General features: G+C 35.6%; 17 protein-coding genes and 1 riboswitch. Of the genes, 7 read left to right on the forward strand and 10 right to left on the reverse strand.

What is annotated here, in order from left to right:
- Positions 1-283: 283 nt before the first annotated feature.
- Entirely contained in the window at positions 284-1618 is a 1335-nt protein-coding gene (locus IEW44_RS13285; RefSeq protein ID WP_188615546.1) for an NCS2 family permease, read from the reverse strand.
- 48 nt (positions 1619-1666) lie between these two features.
- Positions 1667-1768, reverse strand: a riboswitch (purine riboswitch).
- 166 nt (positions 1769-1934) lie between these two features.
- Between IEW44_RS13285 and IEW44_RS13290 the strand changes: the two genes are divergently transcribed.
- A complete protein-coding gene (locus IEW44_RS13290) occupies positions 1935-2732 on the forward strand; it encodes a CbrC family protein (protein WP_188615547.1) in 798 nt (265 codons plus the stop codon).
- A 55-nt stretch (positions 2733-2787) separates the two neighbouring features.
- On the opposite strand, the gene IEW44_RS13295 is transcribed toward IEW44_RS13290, so the two are convergent.
- The 5 genes from IEW44_RS13295 to IEW44_RS13315 all read right to left on the reverse strand — a co-directional run bounded on the left by IEW44_RS13295 (position 2788) and on the right by IEW44_RS13315 (position 7243).
- Positions 2788-3522, reverse strand: a complete 735-nt coding sequence (locus IEW44_RS13295; protein WP_229704247.1) for an ABC transporter permease — start codon at positions 3520-3522, stop codon at positions 2788-2790.
- On the reverse strand, positions 3523-4218 hold the full coding sequence (locus IEW44_RS13300; RefSeq protein ID WP_188615548.1) for an ABC transporter permease: 696 nt from the start codon (positions 4216-4218) through the stop codon (positions 3523-3525).
- Positions 4215-5108 (reverse strand): ABC transporter ATP-binding protein, encoded by an 894-nt coding sequence (locus IEW44_RS13305; protein WP_188615549.1) that lies wholly within the window; start codon positions 5106-5108, stop codon positions 4215-4217. Before IEW44_RS13305 ends, IEW44_RS13300 begins: the two co-directional genes overlap by 4 nt.
- A 189-nt stretch (positions 5109-5297) precedes the next feature.
- The gene (locus IEW44_RS13310) at positions 5298-6572 is read right to left on the reverse strand and encodes a sensor histidine kinase (protein WP_188615550.1); all 1275 of its coding nucleotides are present in this window, start codon (positions 6570-6572) and stop codon (positions 5298-5300) included.
- Positions 6569-7243, reverse strand: coding sequence for a response regulator transcription factor (locus IEW44_RS13315; RefSeq protein WP_188615551.1), 675 nt, complete (start codon positions 7241-7243; stop codon positions 6569-6571). The genes IEW44_RS13310 and IEW44_RS13315 overlap by 4 nt, the downstream gene beginning before the upstream one ends.
- A gap of 457 nt (positions 7244-7700) precedes the next feature.
- On the opposite strand from IEW44_RS13315, the gene IEW44_RS13320 reads away from it, so the two are divergent.
- On the forward strand, positions 7701-8768 hold the full coding sequence (locus IEW44_RS13320; protein WP_188615552.1) for a metallophosphoesterase: 1068 nt from the start codon (positions 7701-7703) through the stop codon (positions 8766-8768).
- Positions 8769-8794: 26 nt separating this feature from the next.
- On the opposite strand, the gene IEW44_RS13325 is transcribed toward IEW44_RS13320, so the two are convergent.
- The 3 genes from IEW44_RS13325 to IEW44_RS13335 are packed head-to-tail and all read right to left on the reverse strand — an operon-like array spanning position 8795 to position 11020.
- On the reverse strand, positions 8795-9190 hold the full coding sequence (locus tag IEW44_RS13325) for a hypothetical protein (RefSeq protein ID WP_188615553.1): 396 nt from the start codon (positions 9188-9190) through the stop codon (positions 8795-8797).
- A gap of 34 nt (positions 9191-9224) precedes the next feature.
- Entirely contained in the window at positions 9225-10310 is a 1086-nt protein-coding gene (locus IEW44_RS13330; protein ID WP_188615554.1) for a sensor histidine kinase, read from the reverse strand.
- A 2-nt stretch (positions 10311-10312) separates the two neighbouring features.
- Positions 10313-11020 carry a response regulator transcription factor gene (locus IEW44_RS13335; protein ID WP_188615555.1) on the reverse strand — a complete coding sequence of 236 codons (708 nt, stop codon included), beginning with the start codon at positions 11018-11020 and terminating at the stop codon, positions 10313-10315.
- A 122-nt stretch (positions 11021-11142) separates the two neighbouring features.
- On the opposite strand from IEW44_RS13335, the gene IEW44_RS13340 reads away from it, so the two are divergent.
- The 5 genes from IEW44_RS13340 (at position 11143) to IEW44_RS13360 (ending at position 15937) form a co-directional block, all read left to right on the forward strand.
- Positions 11143-12054 (forward strand): ABC transporter ATP-binding protein, encoded by a 912-nt coding sequence (locus IEW44_RS13340; protein WP_188615556.1) that lies wholly within the window; start codon positions 11143-11145, stop codon positions 12052-12054.
- Complete coding sequence (locus tag IEW44_RS13345; protein WP_188615557.1) at positions 12054-12743, forward strand: ABC transporter permease; 690 nt, start codon at positions 12054-12056, stop codon at positions 12741-12743. Before IEW44_RS13340 ends, IEW44_RS13345 begins: the two co-directional genes overlap by 1 nt.
- 87 nt (positions 12744-12830) lie before the next feature.
- On the forward strand, positions 12831-13487 hold the full coding sequence (locus IEW44_RS13350) for a hypothetical protein (RefSeq protein WP_188615558.1): 657 nt from the start codon (positions 12831-12833) through the stop codon (positions 13485-13487).
- A 119-nt stretch (positions 13488-13606) separates the two neighbouring features.
- On the forward strand, positions 13607-14761 hold the full coding sequence (locus IEW44_RS13355; RefSeq protein WP_188615559.1) for a pyridoxal-phosphate-dependent aminotransferase family protein: 1155 nt from the start codon (positions 13607-13609) through the stop codon (positions 14759-14761).
- Positions 14762-15031: 270 nt separating this feature from the next.
- Entirely contained in the window at positions 15032-15937 is a 906-nt protein-coding gene (locus IEW44_RS13360; protein WP_188615560.1) for a diacylglycerol/lipid kinase family protein, read from the forward strand.
- Between the two features lie 126 nt (positions 15938-16063).
- Here the strand turns inward: IEW44_RS13360 and IEW44_RS13365 are convergent, their stop codons facing one another.
- Positions 16064-16786 carry a helix-turn-helix domain-containing protein gene (locus IEW44_RS13365; RefSeq protein ID WP_188615561.1) on the reverse strand — a complete coding sequence of 241 codons (723 nt, stop codon included), beginning with the start codon at positions 16784-16786 and terminating at the stop codon, positions 16064-16066.
- Positions 16787-16839 lie beyond the last annotated feature (53 nt).

Genomic DNA, 16839 nt, shown 5'->3' on the forward strand with positions numbered 1-16839 from the left:
TTGTTTCATTTTCATGAAACGTTTTATTGATTAACGTTTTGCTTGTTCAGTTTTCAAAGGTCATTGCGCTGTTTGTTTCAGCGACTTTTTATAATATGTCATGTCGTTCATAATAAATCAACACTTTTAAAAATAAATTTTATTGAGTTGTCGAAGTGAACATTTACTATAATACACTCTTCTATCTTTGTTTGCAAGTGTTTTTTTAATCCAATAAAAAAACTCATATCCCTTCCTATTAATATAGAAAAAGAGAACATATTAAATATGTTCTCTTAACATCTTATAAAAAAATAAAGTACATGATAAAGATTACAAATAAACCATACATAATAGGATGAATTTCTTTTGCTCTACCTGAAACTACCATAGTAATAGGATAGAAAATAAATCCAATCGCAATGCCTGTCGCTATAGACGATGTCAATGGCATGGCAATCACAACTAAAAATGCTGGAACAGCAATTTCAAATCGATCCCATTCAATTAAACGTAAAGCACTAGCCATCAATACACCTACAATAATCAATGCTGGTGCTGTCACAGCAGACGTAATTACACTAAGTAGTGGGAAAAAGAATAACGAAAGTAAGAATAATATACCTGTCACTACCGCTGCAAACCCTGAACGTGCACCTGCTGCTACACCCGACGTAGATTCAACGTATGAAGTTGTAGTGGATGTACCAAAAATAGCACCTGTTACTGTTGCTAAAGAATCTGCTAATAACGCTCTACCTGCACGAGGTAGTTTATCATCTTTAATGAGACCTGCTTGATTGGCTACAGCTACTAATGTGCCTGCTGTATCAAAGAAATCAACAAATAAAAATGTTAATACAACAACTAAAAAATCAATAGTCATAAGTGAACTAAAGTTATTCATAATAGGTTCGAATGCCGCACCAAATGTTGGTGAAACATCAGGAATACCTGAAACAATTTTTTCTGGTAAAGGTACAATTTTAAACGCCATGCCAACAATTGCTGTAATCAGAATGCCATAAAAAACGCCACCCTTAATACCTTTTGTCATAAATATCACTGTGATGACTAATCCAAAAATAGCTAATAATGAGTTTGGATTTTTTGTAATCTCGCCAATGGTTACGAGCGTACTTTCATTAGCAACAATAATACCAGCATTCTTCAAACCGATAAATGTAATGAATAATCCAATACCTGCACCAACAGCATGTTTTAATTGCATAGGAATAGCATTGATAATAATCTCACGTAAACCTGATACAGATAAAACAATAAATATTAAACCTGAACATAACACACCTGTTAAGCCCACTTGCCAAGGAATGCCCATACCTAGAACTACTGAAAAGGCAAAGAAAGCATTTAACCCCATACCAGGTGCTAATGCAATAGGATACCTTGCAATAATCCCCATAAATAATGAACCTACAGCCGCTGCTAATGCAGTTGCTACAAATACAGCACCATAATCCATACGCATATCATCTGGAATACCCTCAACACCGTCCAAAGATAACATCAGCGGATTAACCACTAAAATATATGCCATCGCTAAAAATGTCGTGATGCCTCCTATAATCTCCCTGCGATAATTCGTGCCCAACTCATCAAATTGGAAATATTTTTTCATAACTACTATTTGCCTCCGTTAGTCGTCTGTAACAATCAAACGGCACAAAAGAATCTATATTCTTAGCGTAGTCAAGCCATTTACGGTGGCTTGGTAGAAACTATCGGTCCGTATTCCCGATATTATACGACGACTTTTTTATTTACCTTCGTAATATATCATTGAAAATTAACAAAATCAATACTATACACGAACATTTTTTGTGATTATTAAAAGAAAGTTCGTGATTATTCCCATTTTTTATTATTAATAGGCAAACCATATACCTTAGCATAAAATATAATAAAACACTTATTATAAAGGAGTATTGCCCCGTATGACCTATCAAAGTCTTATTACAGCTATGAAAAACTTTCGATCAACACAAGATCGTTCGTCCTTTGATCAAGTTTGTTTAGAAATTGAGCATCATAAACATAATAAAATGACGCGCAAGGATATGGTAATGCTAGTGGATGCCTATGCATGTATTGGTAAGTACGCTTTAGCGAGTTCTTTATGTGAAATGATTCCTAATAAATCAAAAAAAGAATTTAAAAAATACCAAACAATTAAAAATAAACCAGACCTTCATTTTACATTTGTTGAGCTAAGTCAGATGGATACATCACAATTGCCAACATTTACATATTGTCCTAACCCACTAGAAAGTGGCATACTATCTTTTGGTGCACCTGAAGTATGCGATTGTTGCGGGGAAGTAGTCACCATTTATTCAGAAGCAGGATTATATTGTATGGAGGAAGTTCATTTATTATGTCCTCATTGCATTCATAGTGGCAAAGCTGCCAAGAAATTTAACGGCACCTTTCAACAAATGCATGAATTTGTCTCTAAGCCACACGCTAACTATGAACTGAGCTGTTGTACACCAGGTTATATTAGTTGGCAAGGCGAGTATTGGCCTGCTCATTGTGATGACCATTGTGCATTTATAGGATTTGTTGGTGCTAATGAACTTGATGACCTCGGTATTTGGGATACTGTAGAACATACTACAGCATATGACATAAACGTATTACAAGAATATATGAGAGATGGTGGGGATTTACAGGGTTACTTATTTCAATGCTTACACTGTAAAACATATGTATTGTATGCAGATGCCTCGTAATCGCATAACATCATTCAAAAACATCCTACCAACACGAGATGGTAGGATGTTTTTATTAAATCGCTTTTTGTTTAAAGGTTGCAATGCCTAGCACTAAAAATACAATGAAGCTACCACCTGTAACGAGTAACATTTGACTGATTGGGATAAATAACATGCCTGACATACTTTCATCCACATACATTGCAAAAAATGGTTGTGCCCAAGGGTAAAATGGACCAAATCTTTCTGAGTTGATGGCTAATATACTTGGTAATGTAAATACAACATTGATAGTGAAAGCTACAGCAAAACTACGCCAATGCATCGCTGCCCATAATTGTAAAGCAATCATTGGAAAAGTGGCTAGCCATCCACCAATTATAAATTTCCCTACTGTCCAGTAAGGAAATACGACGTCAAATCCTTTCACAGTACCTGCAATAAAAATAACAAGGCCATATATCATTTGTATAATGAGTACTAATAAAGCAATCAATATCAATTTTGATACATATATTTGAGTGCGTGTGACTGGTAAAGTCGCCCATTGCTTCCAACCTCCCGCTTGATGTTCATATCGACAGATAATACAAGCGATAACGCCTGTAATCAAGGGTAAAAACAACAGAGCATAAGGTAAATTCATAAATAAAAATAACGATAACCAAGGATGATACGCTCCCATATCACCCATCATGGGATTTAACATACCAATCAGTAAAGTTAACAAGGGGCCAATTATAAGAATGGCATAAATGTGATGATGTTTTAATTTATACCATTCGGCTTTTATTAATGTACCAATCATTTACTTCGCATCCTTTCGATAAAAATCATACATCCCTACGATGAGTAATAAAGCACCTGCGACAACACCTAGACCAATATTAAATAAAGGTTGTCCCAAATAAGGCCAGCGCCAAGGGACCCATTCTGGAAATGAAAATGCCGAATAAGTTAACAGAAAATTAACGATACCTATTGTAATTGCTATTGTCTGTGATTTGCTGACTACAGAAATCCATAATTGCAAAGCAATAATAGGCAAAGTAGCTAAGACAGGTAAAAAGCTTTCTTTAACAATGGTTAGAAAAGGAATAGGCTGTTTAAAATCTAAAAAAATGCCATACATTAATGTGAAGAGAAATAATAAACTAGCTGCAAGGATAAGGTAAACAAATATCACTAGAAATTTAGCAAGATATAAACTTTTTTTTGAAATTGGCAAAGCGAGTTGTTGTTTCCATGCGTTCGTCTCTTCTTCTACATTAGTAATTTGAATGGTTAAAATAATACCTCCTAGTACGATAGCGATTGGAATAAAACTTTGTATATTTAATAAATAATATTGCCAGTAATCTGGATTTTGTTGCATTAACCACTCTTTACGCACGCCATAATTCACCATTTGCATAGCCACAACACCAAACGCACCAAGAAACGCCAGAAAGAGAAAACCTTTTCGTTTAATTTTAGCGAGCTCGGCTTTCATTAACAGCATCATTTATGTTCAGCCTCCTCAATCATCTGAAGGAAAATCGCTTCTAGTGAATGTTTTTCTTCTTCTACGCGGTATACGTCAATATTAGCTGTCACCAATTGCGCAATATAAGTTGCTACTTGTCTATTGTTATACTTTGTGCAGTAAACAACATCACCTTCTACTTCTCCACCGATAATTTGTTGCGTTTGATTAACATCATTAGTACGAATACCTAAACGATTTTTTGCTAGGGCATGCATCGCTGATATACTATCTTGATAAATCAATTTTCCTTTTGCAATAATACCTATCGTTGTAGCAATTTGGTCGATTTCAGATAATAGATGGCTAGAAATAATAATGGTAATCCCTTGCTCGGCTAACTTTTTAATTAATTGACGTATTTCAATGATTCCCTCAGGGTCCAAGCCATTTGTAGGCTCATCCAAAATGAGCAATCTCGGTTGATGCAGTAGCGCTTGTGCAATCCCTAAGCGCTGTTTCATTCCTAATGAAAAACCCTTCACCTTTTTATTTGCTACATGGGTTAATCGCACCATCTCTAACACTTCCATAATGCGTGCTTTTGGCACATCTAATACCATACGTAATACTTCTAAATTTTCTTTCGCTGTAAGATGTGGATAGTAGGAGGGGTTTTCAACAAGTGAACCTACTTGACGTAAAATAGTTTGTCGATGTTTATGTAAGTCTTGATTAAAGATGGTTACTTGACCTCTTGTCGGTTTCATCAAGCCAAGAAGCATACGGATTGTTGTTGACTTACCAGCACCGTTAGGCCCTAAAAAACCATAAATCTCCCCTTCCTTAATTTTTAAATCTACATTTGTAACAGCTGCATATTTATCAAATTGTTTCGTTAAATTTGTTGTTTGCACAATATATGTCATCATCATCACCTCATGTTCTATGTTAGAGGTGTAAGGTTAAAGAACAGGTGCAGTTTGTTTAAATTTTGTTTAAAATGACACACATAAAAAAAGTGGTAAAAGGATTGCTATACGCCCTCTACCACTTGTCTATGTGTATTGCATTTATTTTAAGCCATTTTACTACTCTCTTACAACTTGTACCAAAATTTACTGTGTGAGTGTGATTGTTGTGCCTGTCTGCGTGCTATCCACTAACAGTTGCACATCCATTTTGTCAGACATAATTTGCACAATAGACAAACCAATACCTGCACCTCTCGTATGGCTTTGCTGCTCAAAGCCTTGTCCTTTATCGCGAATGATAATGGCTTGCTTGGTTACTGTAACACTAACATATTTACCACTACTAGCATGGCGCAATACATTTTGTAAAAGATTATCTAGTATACGTTGCAGCCATATTTTATCCACTAACCATACTACTGGCATCGTTTGTAAATCTACTTCAAAGTCTTGCTCTTCAAATACAGGATACCAAGAAGCCATACTCTCTGTCACTAAGCGGTCTACTCGCAACGTTACAGGATGGTATTGCATTTTATCTGCTGTTAGCAAAGAATAAGCCATCAAGTTTTCAATCAGCTCACTCATGGTATCAATCAGATAATTGATAGACGCGGTTTGTTCTTTCGGCATATATTGAAGTTGTGCACGCATTTTAGTGAGTGGTGTTTTTAAATCATGTGATAAGTTCGCCACAAGCTCTCTGCGCAATTGTTCTTCTCGTTCCTCACGCTGCTTCGCCTCTCTTAGCTCATCTACCATATTGTTGAATGCAATCTCTACTGCACCAATTTCATCTTTCTTCGTTACTTTTGTATGGATTGGTAAGCCATCTACTTCTCGAATGGTCATGGCCTCCTCAAGATGAACTAATCGTTTTAATATACGAATAAAGAAAAATAAGGATAAGGCTAAAAATAGTAATAAGGCGCCGCTAGCAATGTATAAGAAGTTGCTTTCCATTTTAACTGCACTAAACGTTGCACGGTCTACTTGTAAAATTAATAACCCTTTCTCCTCATCATCGCCAATAAAACGCACAACAGTAAAAGTAGGGTGATTATAGTACATCTGAATGAAGCGGGTTGTAGTTGCCATATCCCATTTAGCTGGAATAGCTGTTGTATCCTTTATATACCAAGTTTGTTGCAACTCTCCCTGACCGTTAACATAGATTATGCCCGCATCAGGATAAGTTGTATGCCAATCTTCTACTACTGTTTGGATATTTTCAGGCGCTAACTTGTGAACGGTGGATGTCCACTTTGCTTCAATATCATCCAATGTTTCTGCATTTGTCATCATTTTTTCAAAATTAATACTAAACATATAAATAACCATAATAATTTGAATGAACCCCATAGCCATTAAGATTAGTACAATGTAACGTGTTAATAATGATTTGAATATTTTTTTCATGCCTTCACCCGGTACCCAATCCCTCGCACTGTTTCAATAATTGTAGGGTTAGAGGCGTCTCTTTCGATTTTCTCACGCAAATAACGAATATGTACCATTAATGTTTTATCACCATCGATATAAGGTTCCTGCCATACCCCTTCATATAGTTGTTCTTTCGTTAAAATTTGATTGAGATGTTCAATAAAATAGCGCAATAAGCCATACTGTGTTTGTGTTAATAAAATTTCTCGCTGATGCTCTTGATCAAATACTGTTAAATCTTTTGTATGAATCGCAATATGCTGTATCGTTAATACCTCATCAATTTTATGAAAACGACGTAATAAAACTTGTACCCTAGCAAGGATTTCCTCGACTTGAAATGGCTTTGTAACATAATCATCTGCTATGCTCAATCCTTCTAATTTGTCATCTAACATAGACCTTGCTGATAACATTAAAATAGGTAGGTCGTGGTATTCACGTTTCAGTTTACGCGCAATAGAAAACCCGTCTAAACCGGGTAACATAATATCTAAAATTACGATATCAGGCGTAAGTATGTGACCACTCTCCTCATATGCCTCATAGGATTTATAGTGATACACGGTAAAACCTTGTTGCTTTAAAGCACGTTGTAGCCATAAAGCAATTTCTTGTTCGTCTTCAATATATAAAATTTGAGTCATACACTTTCTCTCCTTCTATTTATTTCACCCTATTTTGTACAACATCATAAGCTAATGAAAAGTCGTTTACCCACTATCTCACATAAAATGATCCGTAGGAGAGGGCACTCTATATTGCCCCAAGTCTTTTAACAAGTTTTTTACTATACTCATGCGGTACAATAACATCATCTCGAGCCGAGACCATCGTAATTAGTAATGCTTAATGATCATGTGATAGACGTCAATCAATGTATCAACTCACACTGACGCCAGTTGCAATCGTAGCTAAACGGCTAACCACCATGCCATATCGTACACAACATGCGTAATTATGACGTGTCATTCGTATACATTGTAACAATGGAAAATACTATCTCTTACAGTAAGCACTATATAAGTATAATAAAGAACTTTATCATTACTCGTAGCTCTGCTACTTCTCATTTAACGATTATTGCCGAAAGGATGTTGTATTATGATTGTTATTTTTTTAGTGATTTTAGCCATTTATCTTGGCGCTAATTATTTCGTTGCTTTACAACTAGCAAATGAATTCCCACAATATGCTATAGCCATTTATAGTATTATTGGGTGGCTCACACTCATCGCTGTATTAACATTGGCTGTACGCAAACATAGTATTGGGAAATTACTAGGTCGCATCGGCAATTACTGGATGGGTTTAGGTTTATTAGCTGCTGTGATATTTGGGATCGCTAAATTATTACCTTTTGATACCTTTTATATCGCACTAGTGATTACTTTAATATTATTTAGTTATGGTGTCATACATGCTCACCAACTACAAGTAAAACCTTATCGCATTCAATTGAATCGCTCCATTGATCATTTACATATGGTACTCATTAGTGATGTGCATTTAGGCTATGTCAATGGTGTAACTAAATTGTATCGTATTGTTAATAAAATCAATCGTTTAAAACCTGATATCGTTGTAATCTCGGGCGACTTATTTGATAGTAACTTTAAAGCAGTACCAGAGCCAGATAAAATTGTTGCCTTGCTCAATCAAATTAAAGCAAAACACGGTGTATATTTGGCTTGGGGTAACCATGATGCTGGCGAAACATTTGAAGAAATGAAAGCCTTAATCGCTAAAACACAAATTATCTTATTAGAAGATGAAATGGTAGAAGTAGCCGATTTTCATTTAGTAGGTAGGAAAGATTGTCAACCTATTGGTGACCAAGGGGCTAAAAGACAGCCTACGCTCACACAACCCAACACAAATAAAGCGGTTATTGTACTCGACCATCAGCCATCAACCATTCATGAGTATGATGCCAATACCGATTTAATTTTGTCAGGGCATACTCATCAAGGTCAAATCTTCCCTTTTAATTATGTCACGAAAAAGCTTTTCACGATTGACTATGGTCATTTACAGCTTCCTACAGGTACACAAGTTATTGTATCGTCGGGTGTTGGCTTTTGGGGGCCACCTATGCGAATTGGCACTGATAGTGAAATTGTATCTATTAAAATTTCCACACAAGAGGAAAAAGCAGTTGGAACATCATAATGTTCCAACTGCTTTTTTAAGAGATATCAGTATGTTAATACTCCTTTTACAGAGAATGTAAAATCATGTTGTGCCACTATCTCAAATACCTCATCATACGTAGCCACAATATAATGACTATGTTGTGGAGTGAGCTTAGTATTGCCCTTTTGCTGTAGTGTGTTTAACAACGCAGAGTCCTCTACTTGCATAATACTCGCAATTAATTTATTTTCCTCGTAAAAGTCTAGCTCTATGCTTTGAAAGTAAAGTACCCGTTTAAAAACCAACTCATAAGGAATGAATTCATTATCGTCTGTTGCTGTGCTAATATCTCCTGTCAATCGCAATGTCCCGCAACTGTTGCTATAACGCACCTCATCTAAAAAAATACTATCTCTATATTGTAGTAATCCTACTTTAGGCAACTTAACTGGCTTCATTTTATCGCTCTTTTCCTATGCTAAATTTATTTTTTCATAGTTTATCACGAATCGGCAATGTAATTGTGAAACACGTACCTTGCTGTAATACACTATCAGCAACAATATTGCCGTCATGTGCTTCAATTAAACTTTGAACAATTGCCATACCTAGTCCTGTACCCTCTGTATCACTATCAGTGGTAGTCCCTCGGTAGTAACGCGTAAATAAATGGCACAATGTATCCTCATCCATCCCTTCACCATTATCTTCAATGCGAATACATAGTATTTCCTTATCTCGTGTTAAGGTAGTCGTTATACATAAAGGGCCTGCATTGTGTAAAATCGCATTTTGATAAATATTTTGTAATGCTCGCTGTAAAATAGACGCATCAAAAACGCACGCACAGTATTCCATTGTTGTATGTAATTCAAAAGTATACCCCTTGTTGGCATAAGCGTTGCTATTGGCTGCTAGTAAACTTTGAATAAACGTAACTATATTTTGTTTAGTACAATGTAAAGTAATCATACGTTGTTCATCCATACGTAACGCTAGATTCAAATCTGCTATTAACGTTTCTAAATGTTGACTCTTATCTTTAATCTCATACACAAAATTACGTTGTTCTTGCACTGTCCACTCATAATCTTGATTGAGCAATAATGTGGTATAGCCTTTAATATAAGTTAATGGTGTTTTAAGATCATGTGAAACGCCTGCTAACCATTCCCGCTTGGCCACCTCTACTTGCTCTCGCTCCACTTTTGCTTGCATTAACTGCTTCTGCATATCATCTAGTTGCCAAATTACCTCACGATATAAACGATAACGTACTTTTAATTTTCCTTTGCGATTATACATGTTAGCTTTATCATAAGTTATGTTTTCTTCGTGATTTGCGATTTGATGAATCCGCCGTAAGATAACGAGTAGTGGACTACTAACATACCAACCAAAACTGAGTAAATATAAGAAGCTCACAAGTAAAATTGCTATTATCCCTGCTTCATCCTCTTGAAGCGCAAATTGTGGCACAATAATCTCTAACACAATTGGCATTGCCACACCTAGACAAATCACCCATACAACGATACCAAGCAACAAATACAAAATAAATCGACTTTGTAATTTCATCATCACACTTCCCTAGGTGGCACAAATTTGTATCCAATCCCCCGCAAATTAACGATGAGTTTAGCTTGCTTTGCATCGTCATTTAATTTTCTACGTATCTTTGCAATATGAATCGTTACGGTTTTTTCTTCACCAAACATCTCTTCACCCCATACCTTCTCGTAAATTTGACTCGTTGTGAATACTTGGTTAGGATGTTGAAAGAAAAAGTACAACAACTCATATTCTTTTGCTGTTAAATCAATAGCTTGGCCATCGCGTAAGAAGCTTGCCTCACTTGGTATTAGTTTGAAAGGACCGTATTGAAATAACACAGGTAATGTAGGGGTATTATATTCAAATTGCCTACGCAAAATCACTCGAATACGTGCAACTACTTCTAGTGGGTTAAAAGGTTTTGTAATATAATCATCTCCACCCACACTCAAACCCGTTAACTTATCGAAGTCGCTTGTACGTGCACTTACAAAAATAATTGGCGTCGTACAATGTTGACGTATGGCACTACATAGGGTAAAACCATCTCCATCAGGCAGCATCACATCCAATAAAATCACATCAAATTTTTGTGCATATACCGCTCGTAAAGCTGCCTCTTTTGTTGTAGCTGTAGTAATATGTGTAAAATATTCTTTCTGTAAAGTAATCGTTAACAACTTTAACAACCCAACCTCATCATCCACTAACAAAACACGTGCCTTTTCTTGCATATGCTCCCTCTTTTCCTATTTTATCTTTTCTTCTTATATTACAAACCTTTTCCCTCTTGTTTACTTTGTTTTTACTTTCGTTTTTTATAGTTATGTTATTCACTCAATTGGAGGTAATCACAATGTATATGGTTCAAACTAAACAACTTACAAAACAATATGCTACAAAACGAGTCGTACAAAATGTTAACATGCACGTTAAAAAAGGCGAAATTTACGGTTTTTTAGGACCTAACGGAGCAGGTAAAACGACCATTATGAAGATGCTTTTGAATTTAATCAAACCTTCTAATGGTGAGATTTCCATTAATGAAAAATCGATTCTAGCTATGGATTATCACTATTTAAAAAATATTGGGAGCCTGATTGAATACCCCTTATTTTACGAACACTTAACTGCTAAACACAATTTACAATTACATTGTGCTTACATGCAGTTTTCAGATCCATCTGCTATTACGCAAGCATTGGACTTAGTCGGATTAACTGCTAGTACAGAGCTAAAAGTAAAAGAGTTTTCATTAGGCATGCGACAACGTTTAGCGATTGCCAGAGCAATCGTGACTAAACCCACATTATTAATTTTAGACGAACCTATTAATGGTCTTGACCCTATAGGCATCAAAGACATGAGAGAATTGCTACTTAAACTCAAAACAGAACAAAATATGACGATTTTATTATCAAGCCACATTCTTTCAGAAATTGAATGTATTGCAGATACGATTGGCATCATTGCGAATGGCATTTTGATTGAGGAAGTACAGATGAAAGCTATAAAGCAATCTGCAGAAAAAACGTTACATATTGTGTTAGACAATGCGTTAGAAGCCAAACCACTAATTGAGCAGCATTTTTTATGTAAGGTGACGTACATTAGCCCCACCTTGCTACATATTAACCAATTTTTAGAGGCAACAGCTACGCTCAATGCATTTTTAATTCGTCATCACTTTGCTGTCCATCAAATCGATGTACATCACTCATCACTTGAAGATTATTTTATTCAACTTATGCATGGAGGTAAACAATAATGTGGCAACTTATTTTACTAGATTGGCAAAAGCATCATCTTAATCAATCCTTACGTTCATTTGTGATTTGCATCATTGTTATTTTCAGTTTTAGCATCTTTTTAGGCAATGGCGGGCATAGTTTTATTTCTGCTGATGACTTTTTCACTTTATTGACTATTCTTAACAATATTACATTTATGATCTTTAGCAGTACGTTACTGGCTCGTATTATTATTCGTGAGTTTCATCAAAAGACTATACAAGTCTTATTTACGTATCCTATCGCACGCAAAAAACTTTTACTTAGTAAGGTCGTACTCGTTTATGTTTTAACATTTGCTATGTTATCGATTAGTATGCTCACAATGCAGTTGGCTACTTGGTTTGTGCAAGGCACTATGGACTTATTTCCAGACTATTATGCACTAGATGATTTATTACGTGATGTACCATTTACATTTACAAATGCTTGTATTATGGCGGGTATTGCTTTAATCCCTTTACTATTTGGTATGCGTAAAAAGTCTACAGCTACTACAATCACTTCAGCCGTTATTATTAGCTTTTTAATGAACAGTACCATCTCTAATGAGCATGCGAGGTGGAGTCTGGCTGATACAGTGATAATCCCTATCATGCTTGCTATTTTAGGGATTGGGATTGCTTATTTATCCTTCCGAAAAATTAATAAAAAAGATGTAGTGTAACTCTTCCTTATTTGAGGTAAAGTACGTATGATGAGGTGGTATGACAGATAAGTAATCTTATTACTACAATGTTAGGAGCGTATGATAATGAGCGAAGACCTGATTTACTTAGGCACAGAAGATTATGATGTATTAGAGGCGCAAAATGCAATTCCAACCTTTTGGTTTTTACTCATTGCGCCTGAAGACTTGCCAAAAATAAAAGAAAACATACGATTATGCACAGCACTAATGGCATTAGAATTTGATCAACGTAAAGCTTTTGTCGAAAGCCTAGGAGATGCTGACGAGTTAGGCATCATTACGTTACGACAAGATTATGTGCTGGAAAATGCACAACATTTGCAACAATATGTAACAACAGTAGTCCCAACATTAGCCCCGTTATTTGAAGACTTTTTACACTATTTAAAACCTTTATTTAAAGAGGATGGCTACTTACTGATTGATTTTGATGAATATATTGATTGGTATGATGATTTAGATGACTTTTACGAAGTTATTGCTACTATTGTCGAAGATGCACAAAAGCCGCCTACACCTCATGCAGGCATTGAATTTATTGATGAGGAAGATATTGTGGCAAGTACAGTTGGCTATGATGAATTAGATGGCGATGATTACCCAAACTTCGCTGAGAGTTCTGATGTTTATTTTAAGCTACTGCCAAAACACCGTATCCCTGAAACCATGCATCCTAATGGCACAAGTTTTTTTAATAAAATAAAACGTTGGTTTATCTAAACAACAGAAGATTCATTTAAATTATAGATTTAAATGAATCTTCTGATTTTTTTGTGTTATATTACAGGTAAACCCATTCCATTTTATTGGATGAGGACAAAATAAAGGGGATGTACGATATGTATGAAAATATTTTGCGCCATCCAGGCCCTACACCCATTCCTAAACGTGTAGAATTGGCTATGAATCACAACATTATGAGTCATAGAAGCGCTGAGTTTGTAGCGTTATACCATGAGACGATCAATAAAGTAAAACCTATTTTTGGCACAAAAGAGGATGTCTTATTACTGCCTTCTGGTGGTACAGCAGCACTTGAAGCGGCAGCTGTAAACACAGTTGCAAAGGGAGAAGATGTTGTTGTCATCACAGTAGGTGCTTTTGGTGACTACTTTGTATCTATTTGTGAGCGTTATGGCTTTAATGTACATAAGCTCGAAAAAAGCTGGGGAGAAGCTTGTACGGCTCAAGATTTAGCACATTTTTTAGTTGGTTTACCACCTATTAAAGCTGTTTTTATGACGTATAACGAGACATCTACAGGCATCTTAAACCCTGTTGATGAGTTAGCTAAAGTAGTGCATGAGCATACGGACGCTCTTGTTATCGTAGATGGTGTTAGTTGTATTGGTGGGGTTGAAGCTAAGATGGATGACTGGGGTATTGATATTTTAGTGACAGGCTCGCAAAAATCCATGATGTTACCACCTGGTTTATCATTTGTCGCGCTTAATCAACGTGCATGGCAAGTTATTGAAGCTAACCAGACAGAGGCTTATTATTTACACTTATTAAGTTATCGAGAGTGGGCAAAGCAAGGTATGACACCTAATACACCCACTGTGACATTAATTTATGGGCTACGTGAAGTGTGTAAATTAATTGAAGAAGAAGGCGGCATTGCTCAATCTGCTGCACGTCATACATTAATGCGAGATATGACACGTGCAGCGATGAAAGCATTAAATATTCCTTTACTAGCTGAGGATGCATATGCCTCACCTACAATTACAGCGATTAAAGCACCACAAGGGATCGAAATCAGCACGTTACTCGCCCACTTGAAACAACACTACCACATAGATTTTGCTGGTGGCTTAGGGAGCCTACAAGGTCACATATTCCGTTTTGGTCATATGGGCTATTGTTTTCCAAGTGATGTCTTGCAAGCTGTATCCCTAATAGAAGCAGCCTTACAAGACTTACATTATACATTTACACCTGGGGCGGGGGTTATTGCTGCTCAGGAAGTTTTCCTAGCTGCTCACAAATAAAAAGTTAAGGGAAGCGAATATCGCTTCTCTTTTACTTATGTCACTTACTCCCTTAACATTAAACATGCCATCACATTGGCACTTTTATTAATATGCCTGCAATAAGTAATAGTAGCTTACTTTTGAGCAATCACATCAATCATTGTATAGTACATATATAGTGTGTGCTGGAAATTTCATAAACTTATCAATATTCTATCTGATGTGTTGTTCTAACGTGGACTACTATCAATAAAGATTGACCATATTATAATGAACGAGGTGACGATGATGGCAAAATATTGTAACGCCATTTTGTTTTATCATAGCAAATCTGGACAAAGTGAAATCCATCAAACGATCGGAAAAATTACGCCTTATCTTACACAATTCACACAAACATTAACATTACATCAAACACAAGCTCAAGGTGAGATCGAATTATATTGCGCAAAGATTGCTAATGATCCTGACAACACCATTGATTTGCTTATCGTTTTAGGTGGAGATGGCACCGTTAATGAGCTAGTGAATGGCATTGTAAAAAACAATATTGATATCCCCATGGCTATTATACCTGGTGGCACCTTTAATGATTTTACACGCACCCTACAATTATCCCCAAATGCTGAAACAACAGCGAAACAATTAGTAGATACAAAAGAAGTAGCCTATGATGTTTTACAAGTGAATGATCGGTTTGCCCTAAATTTTGTAGGCTTAGGATTAATGGTGCAAAATGCTGAAAATGTTGACGCTGATGCGAAAAGTGTATTAGGTCGATTTAGCTACATTTTCTCTACCTTAAAAACATTGGCAAGCCCTGAGTCCTTTTCTTATGAGTTAACGATTGATAATCAACGATATACGGGTGATACGTATATGTTAATTATTGCTAATGGTTTATATGTTGGCGGTAATCGTCTACCTATTAGCGAGTTAAATCCTTCTGATGGCATTTGTAATGTTTTTGTTTTACAAAATGCTAGCTTCGGCGCGTTAAAAGAGTTTATTCAAGAAAAAAGCCGCATAGATTGGGAGGCATTTAACGAACATATTTCTCATTATGAAGGCTCATCATTAACACTCACTACAACACCTACTAAAAAAATTGATATTGATGGTGAGATTGACTTCACTACGCCTATTGAATTATCTGTTAAGCCAAAAGCGGTTCGCATATTAACTGTAGTGTAATGCTGTTGATTTCCTCGTATGATCTTTATTCACTTAAACAATAATTATTATACTAACATTATTAGTAAAAAAAGTGGTACTAGAGAGATATGTTCTCTAGTACCACTTGTTATCGTTTAAAGAAAATTAGTCTATGATTGCTAGAGCTTCATTTATTTCCTGGTGAATATTCTTTTTATCTTGTATTAATAAAATCATTTGTTGATGCAAGCTTTCTAATTCTAAGTCGCTTAATTGTGTTGTATGTAGCTTCATGTAACATTCGTTTATTTCCTTATCTTTATCTAACAGCTGTTGGCGATATGTTTTGCGTTGCTCCTTACATAGCTTATGAAATCCCGAAATATGACTTTCACTAAGGAAGAACGAATTATAATATAACTCTTGAATGTGAAATTGTACTACTAAAGCCCTTTCTCTCACCTTTGTTTCAATAATGGAAGTGGTAACCGCACTTTTCACTGCCCAACGAATCACAAAATACAAAATAAAAGAAAAAATAATCATGCTTCCTAAACTCACTGAAATATTATCCATATTGTTATTACTCCCCTCTAATAGTATAAGAATAAACAGCACAATAGTAATGACAAATAAACTAATAAAAACATAATAATGCTTTCGTTGATTTTTCACTTTATGTAGCATATCTTGATTTTTTAATAATAAATCATCTAATGATAAATTATAAAATAACGCTAACTGAATCAGGCTCTGTACATCTGGCAAAGTTCGTCCTGTTTCCCAATTCGATATGGTACGAGTAGATACATACAATTTTTTTGCAAGTTGTTCTTGAGTTAAATGATATGCTTGACGCTTAGCTTTTAAGATGTCACTTATTTTCAAGCCATAGCCTCCTTTCATTGTTATTATAAATTTTTGTTAGAAGAATAGCAGTA

The sequence above is a fragment of the Lysinibacillus alkalisoli genome (assembly GCF_014643595.1).
Lineage (GTDB): Bacteria > Bacillota > Bacilli > Bacillales_A > Planococcaceae > Metalysinibacillus > Metalysinibacillus alkalisoli.

What these genes read in the sequence shown, in the direction of transcription:
- IEW44_RS13305 (WP_188615549.1), bottom strand. Translation starts at nt 5,108, where the DNA reads ATGACATATATTGTGCAAACAACAAATTTAACGAAACAATTTGATAAA.
- IEW44_RS13290 (WP_188615547.1), top strand. Translation starts at nt 1,935, where the DNA reads ATGACCTATCAAAGTCTTATTACAGCTATGAAAAACTTTCGATCAACA.
- IEW44_RS13320 (WP_188615552.1), top strand. Translation starts at nt 7,701, where the DNA reads ATGATTGTTATTTTTTTAGTGATTTTAGCCATTTATCTTGGCGCTAAT.
- IEW44_RS13335 (WP_188615555.1), bottom strand. Translation starts at nt 11,020, where the DNA reads ATGCAAGAAAAGGCACGTGTTTTGTTAGTGGATGATGAGGTTGGGTTG.
- IEW44_RS13285 (WP_188615546.1), bottom strand. Translation starts at nt 1,618, where the DNA reads ATGAAAAAATATTTCCAATTTGATGAGTTGGGCACGAATTATCGCAGG.
- IEW44_RS13300 (WP_188615548.1), bottom strand. Translation starts at nt 4,218, where the DNA reads ATGATGCTGTTAATGAAAGCCGAGCTCGCTAAAATTAAACGAAAAGGT.
- IEW44_RS13315 (WP_188615551.1), bottom strand. Translation starts at nt 7,243, where the DNA reads ATGACTCAAATTTTATATATTGAAGACGAACAAGAAATTGCTTTATGG.
- IEW44_RS13350 (WP_188615558.1), top strand. Translation starts at nt 12,831, where the DNA reads ATGAGCGAAGACCTGATTTACTTAGGCACAGAAGATTATGATGTATTA.
- IEW44_RS13340 (WP_188615556.1), top strand. Translation starts at nt 11,143, where the DNA reads ATGTATATGGTTCAAACTAAACAACTTACAAAACAATATGCTACAAAA.
- IEW44_RS13325 (WP_188615553.1), bottom strand. Translation starts at nt 9,190, where the DNA reads ATGAAGCCAGTTAAGTTGCCTAAAGTAGGATTACTACAATATAGAGAT.
- IEW44_RS13310 (WP_188615550.1), bottom strand. Translation starts at nt 6,572, where the DNA reads ATGAAAAAAATATTCAAATCATTATTAACACGTTACATTGTACTAATC.
- IEW44_RS13330 (WP_188615554.1), bottom strand. Translation starts at nt 10,310, where the DNA reads ATGAAATTACAAAGTCGATTTATTTTGTATTTGTTGCTTGGTATCGTT.
- IEW44_RS13355 (WP_188615559.1), top strand. Translation starts at nt 13,607, where the DNA reads ATGTATGAAAATATTTTGCGCCATCCAGGCCCTACACCCATTCCTAAA.
- IEW44_RS13295 (WP_229704247.1), bottom strand. Translation starts at nt 3,522, where the DNA reads ATGATTGGTACATTAATAAAAGCCGAATGGTATAAATTAAAACATCAT.
- IEW44_RS13360 (WP_188615560.1), top strand. Translation starts at nt 15,032, where the DNA reads ATGGCAAAATATTGTAACGCCATTTTGTTTTATCATAGCAAATCTGGA.
- IEW44_RS13345 (WP_188615557.1), top strand. Translation starts at nt 12,054, where the DNA reads ATGTGGCAACTTATTTTACTAGATTGGCAAAAGCATCATCTTAATCAA.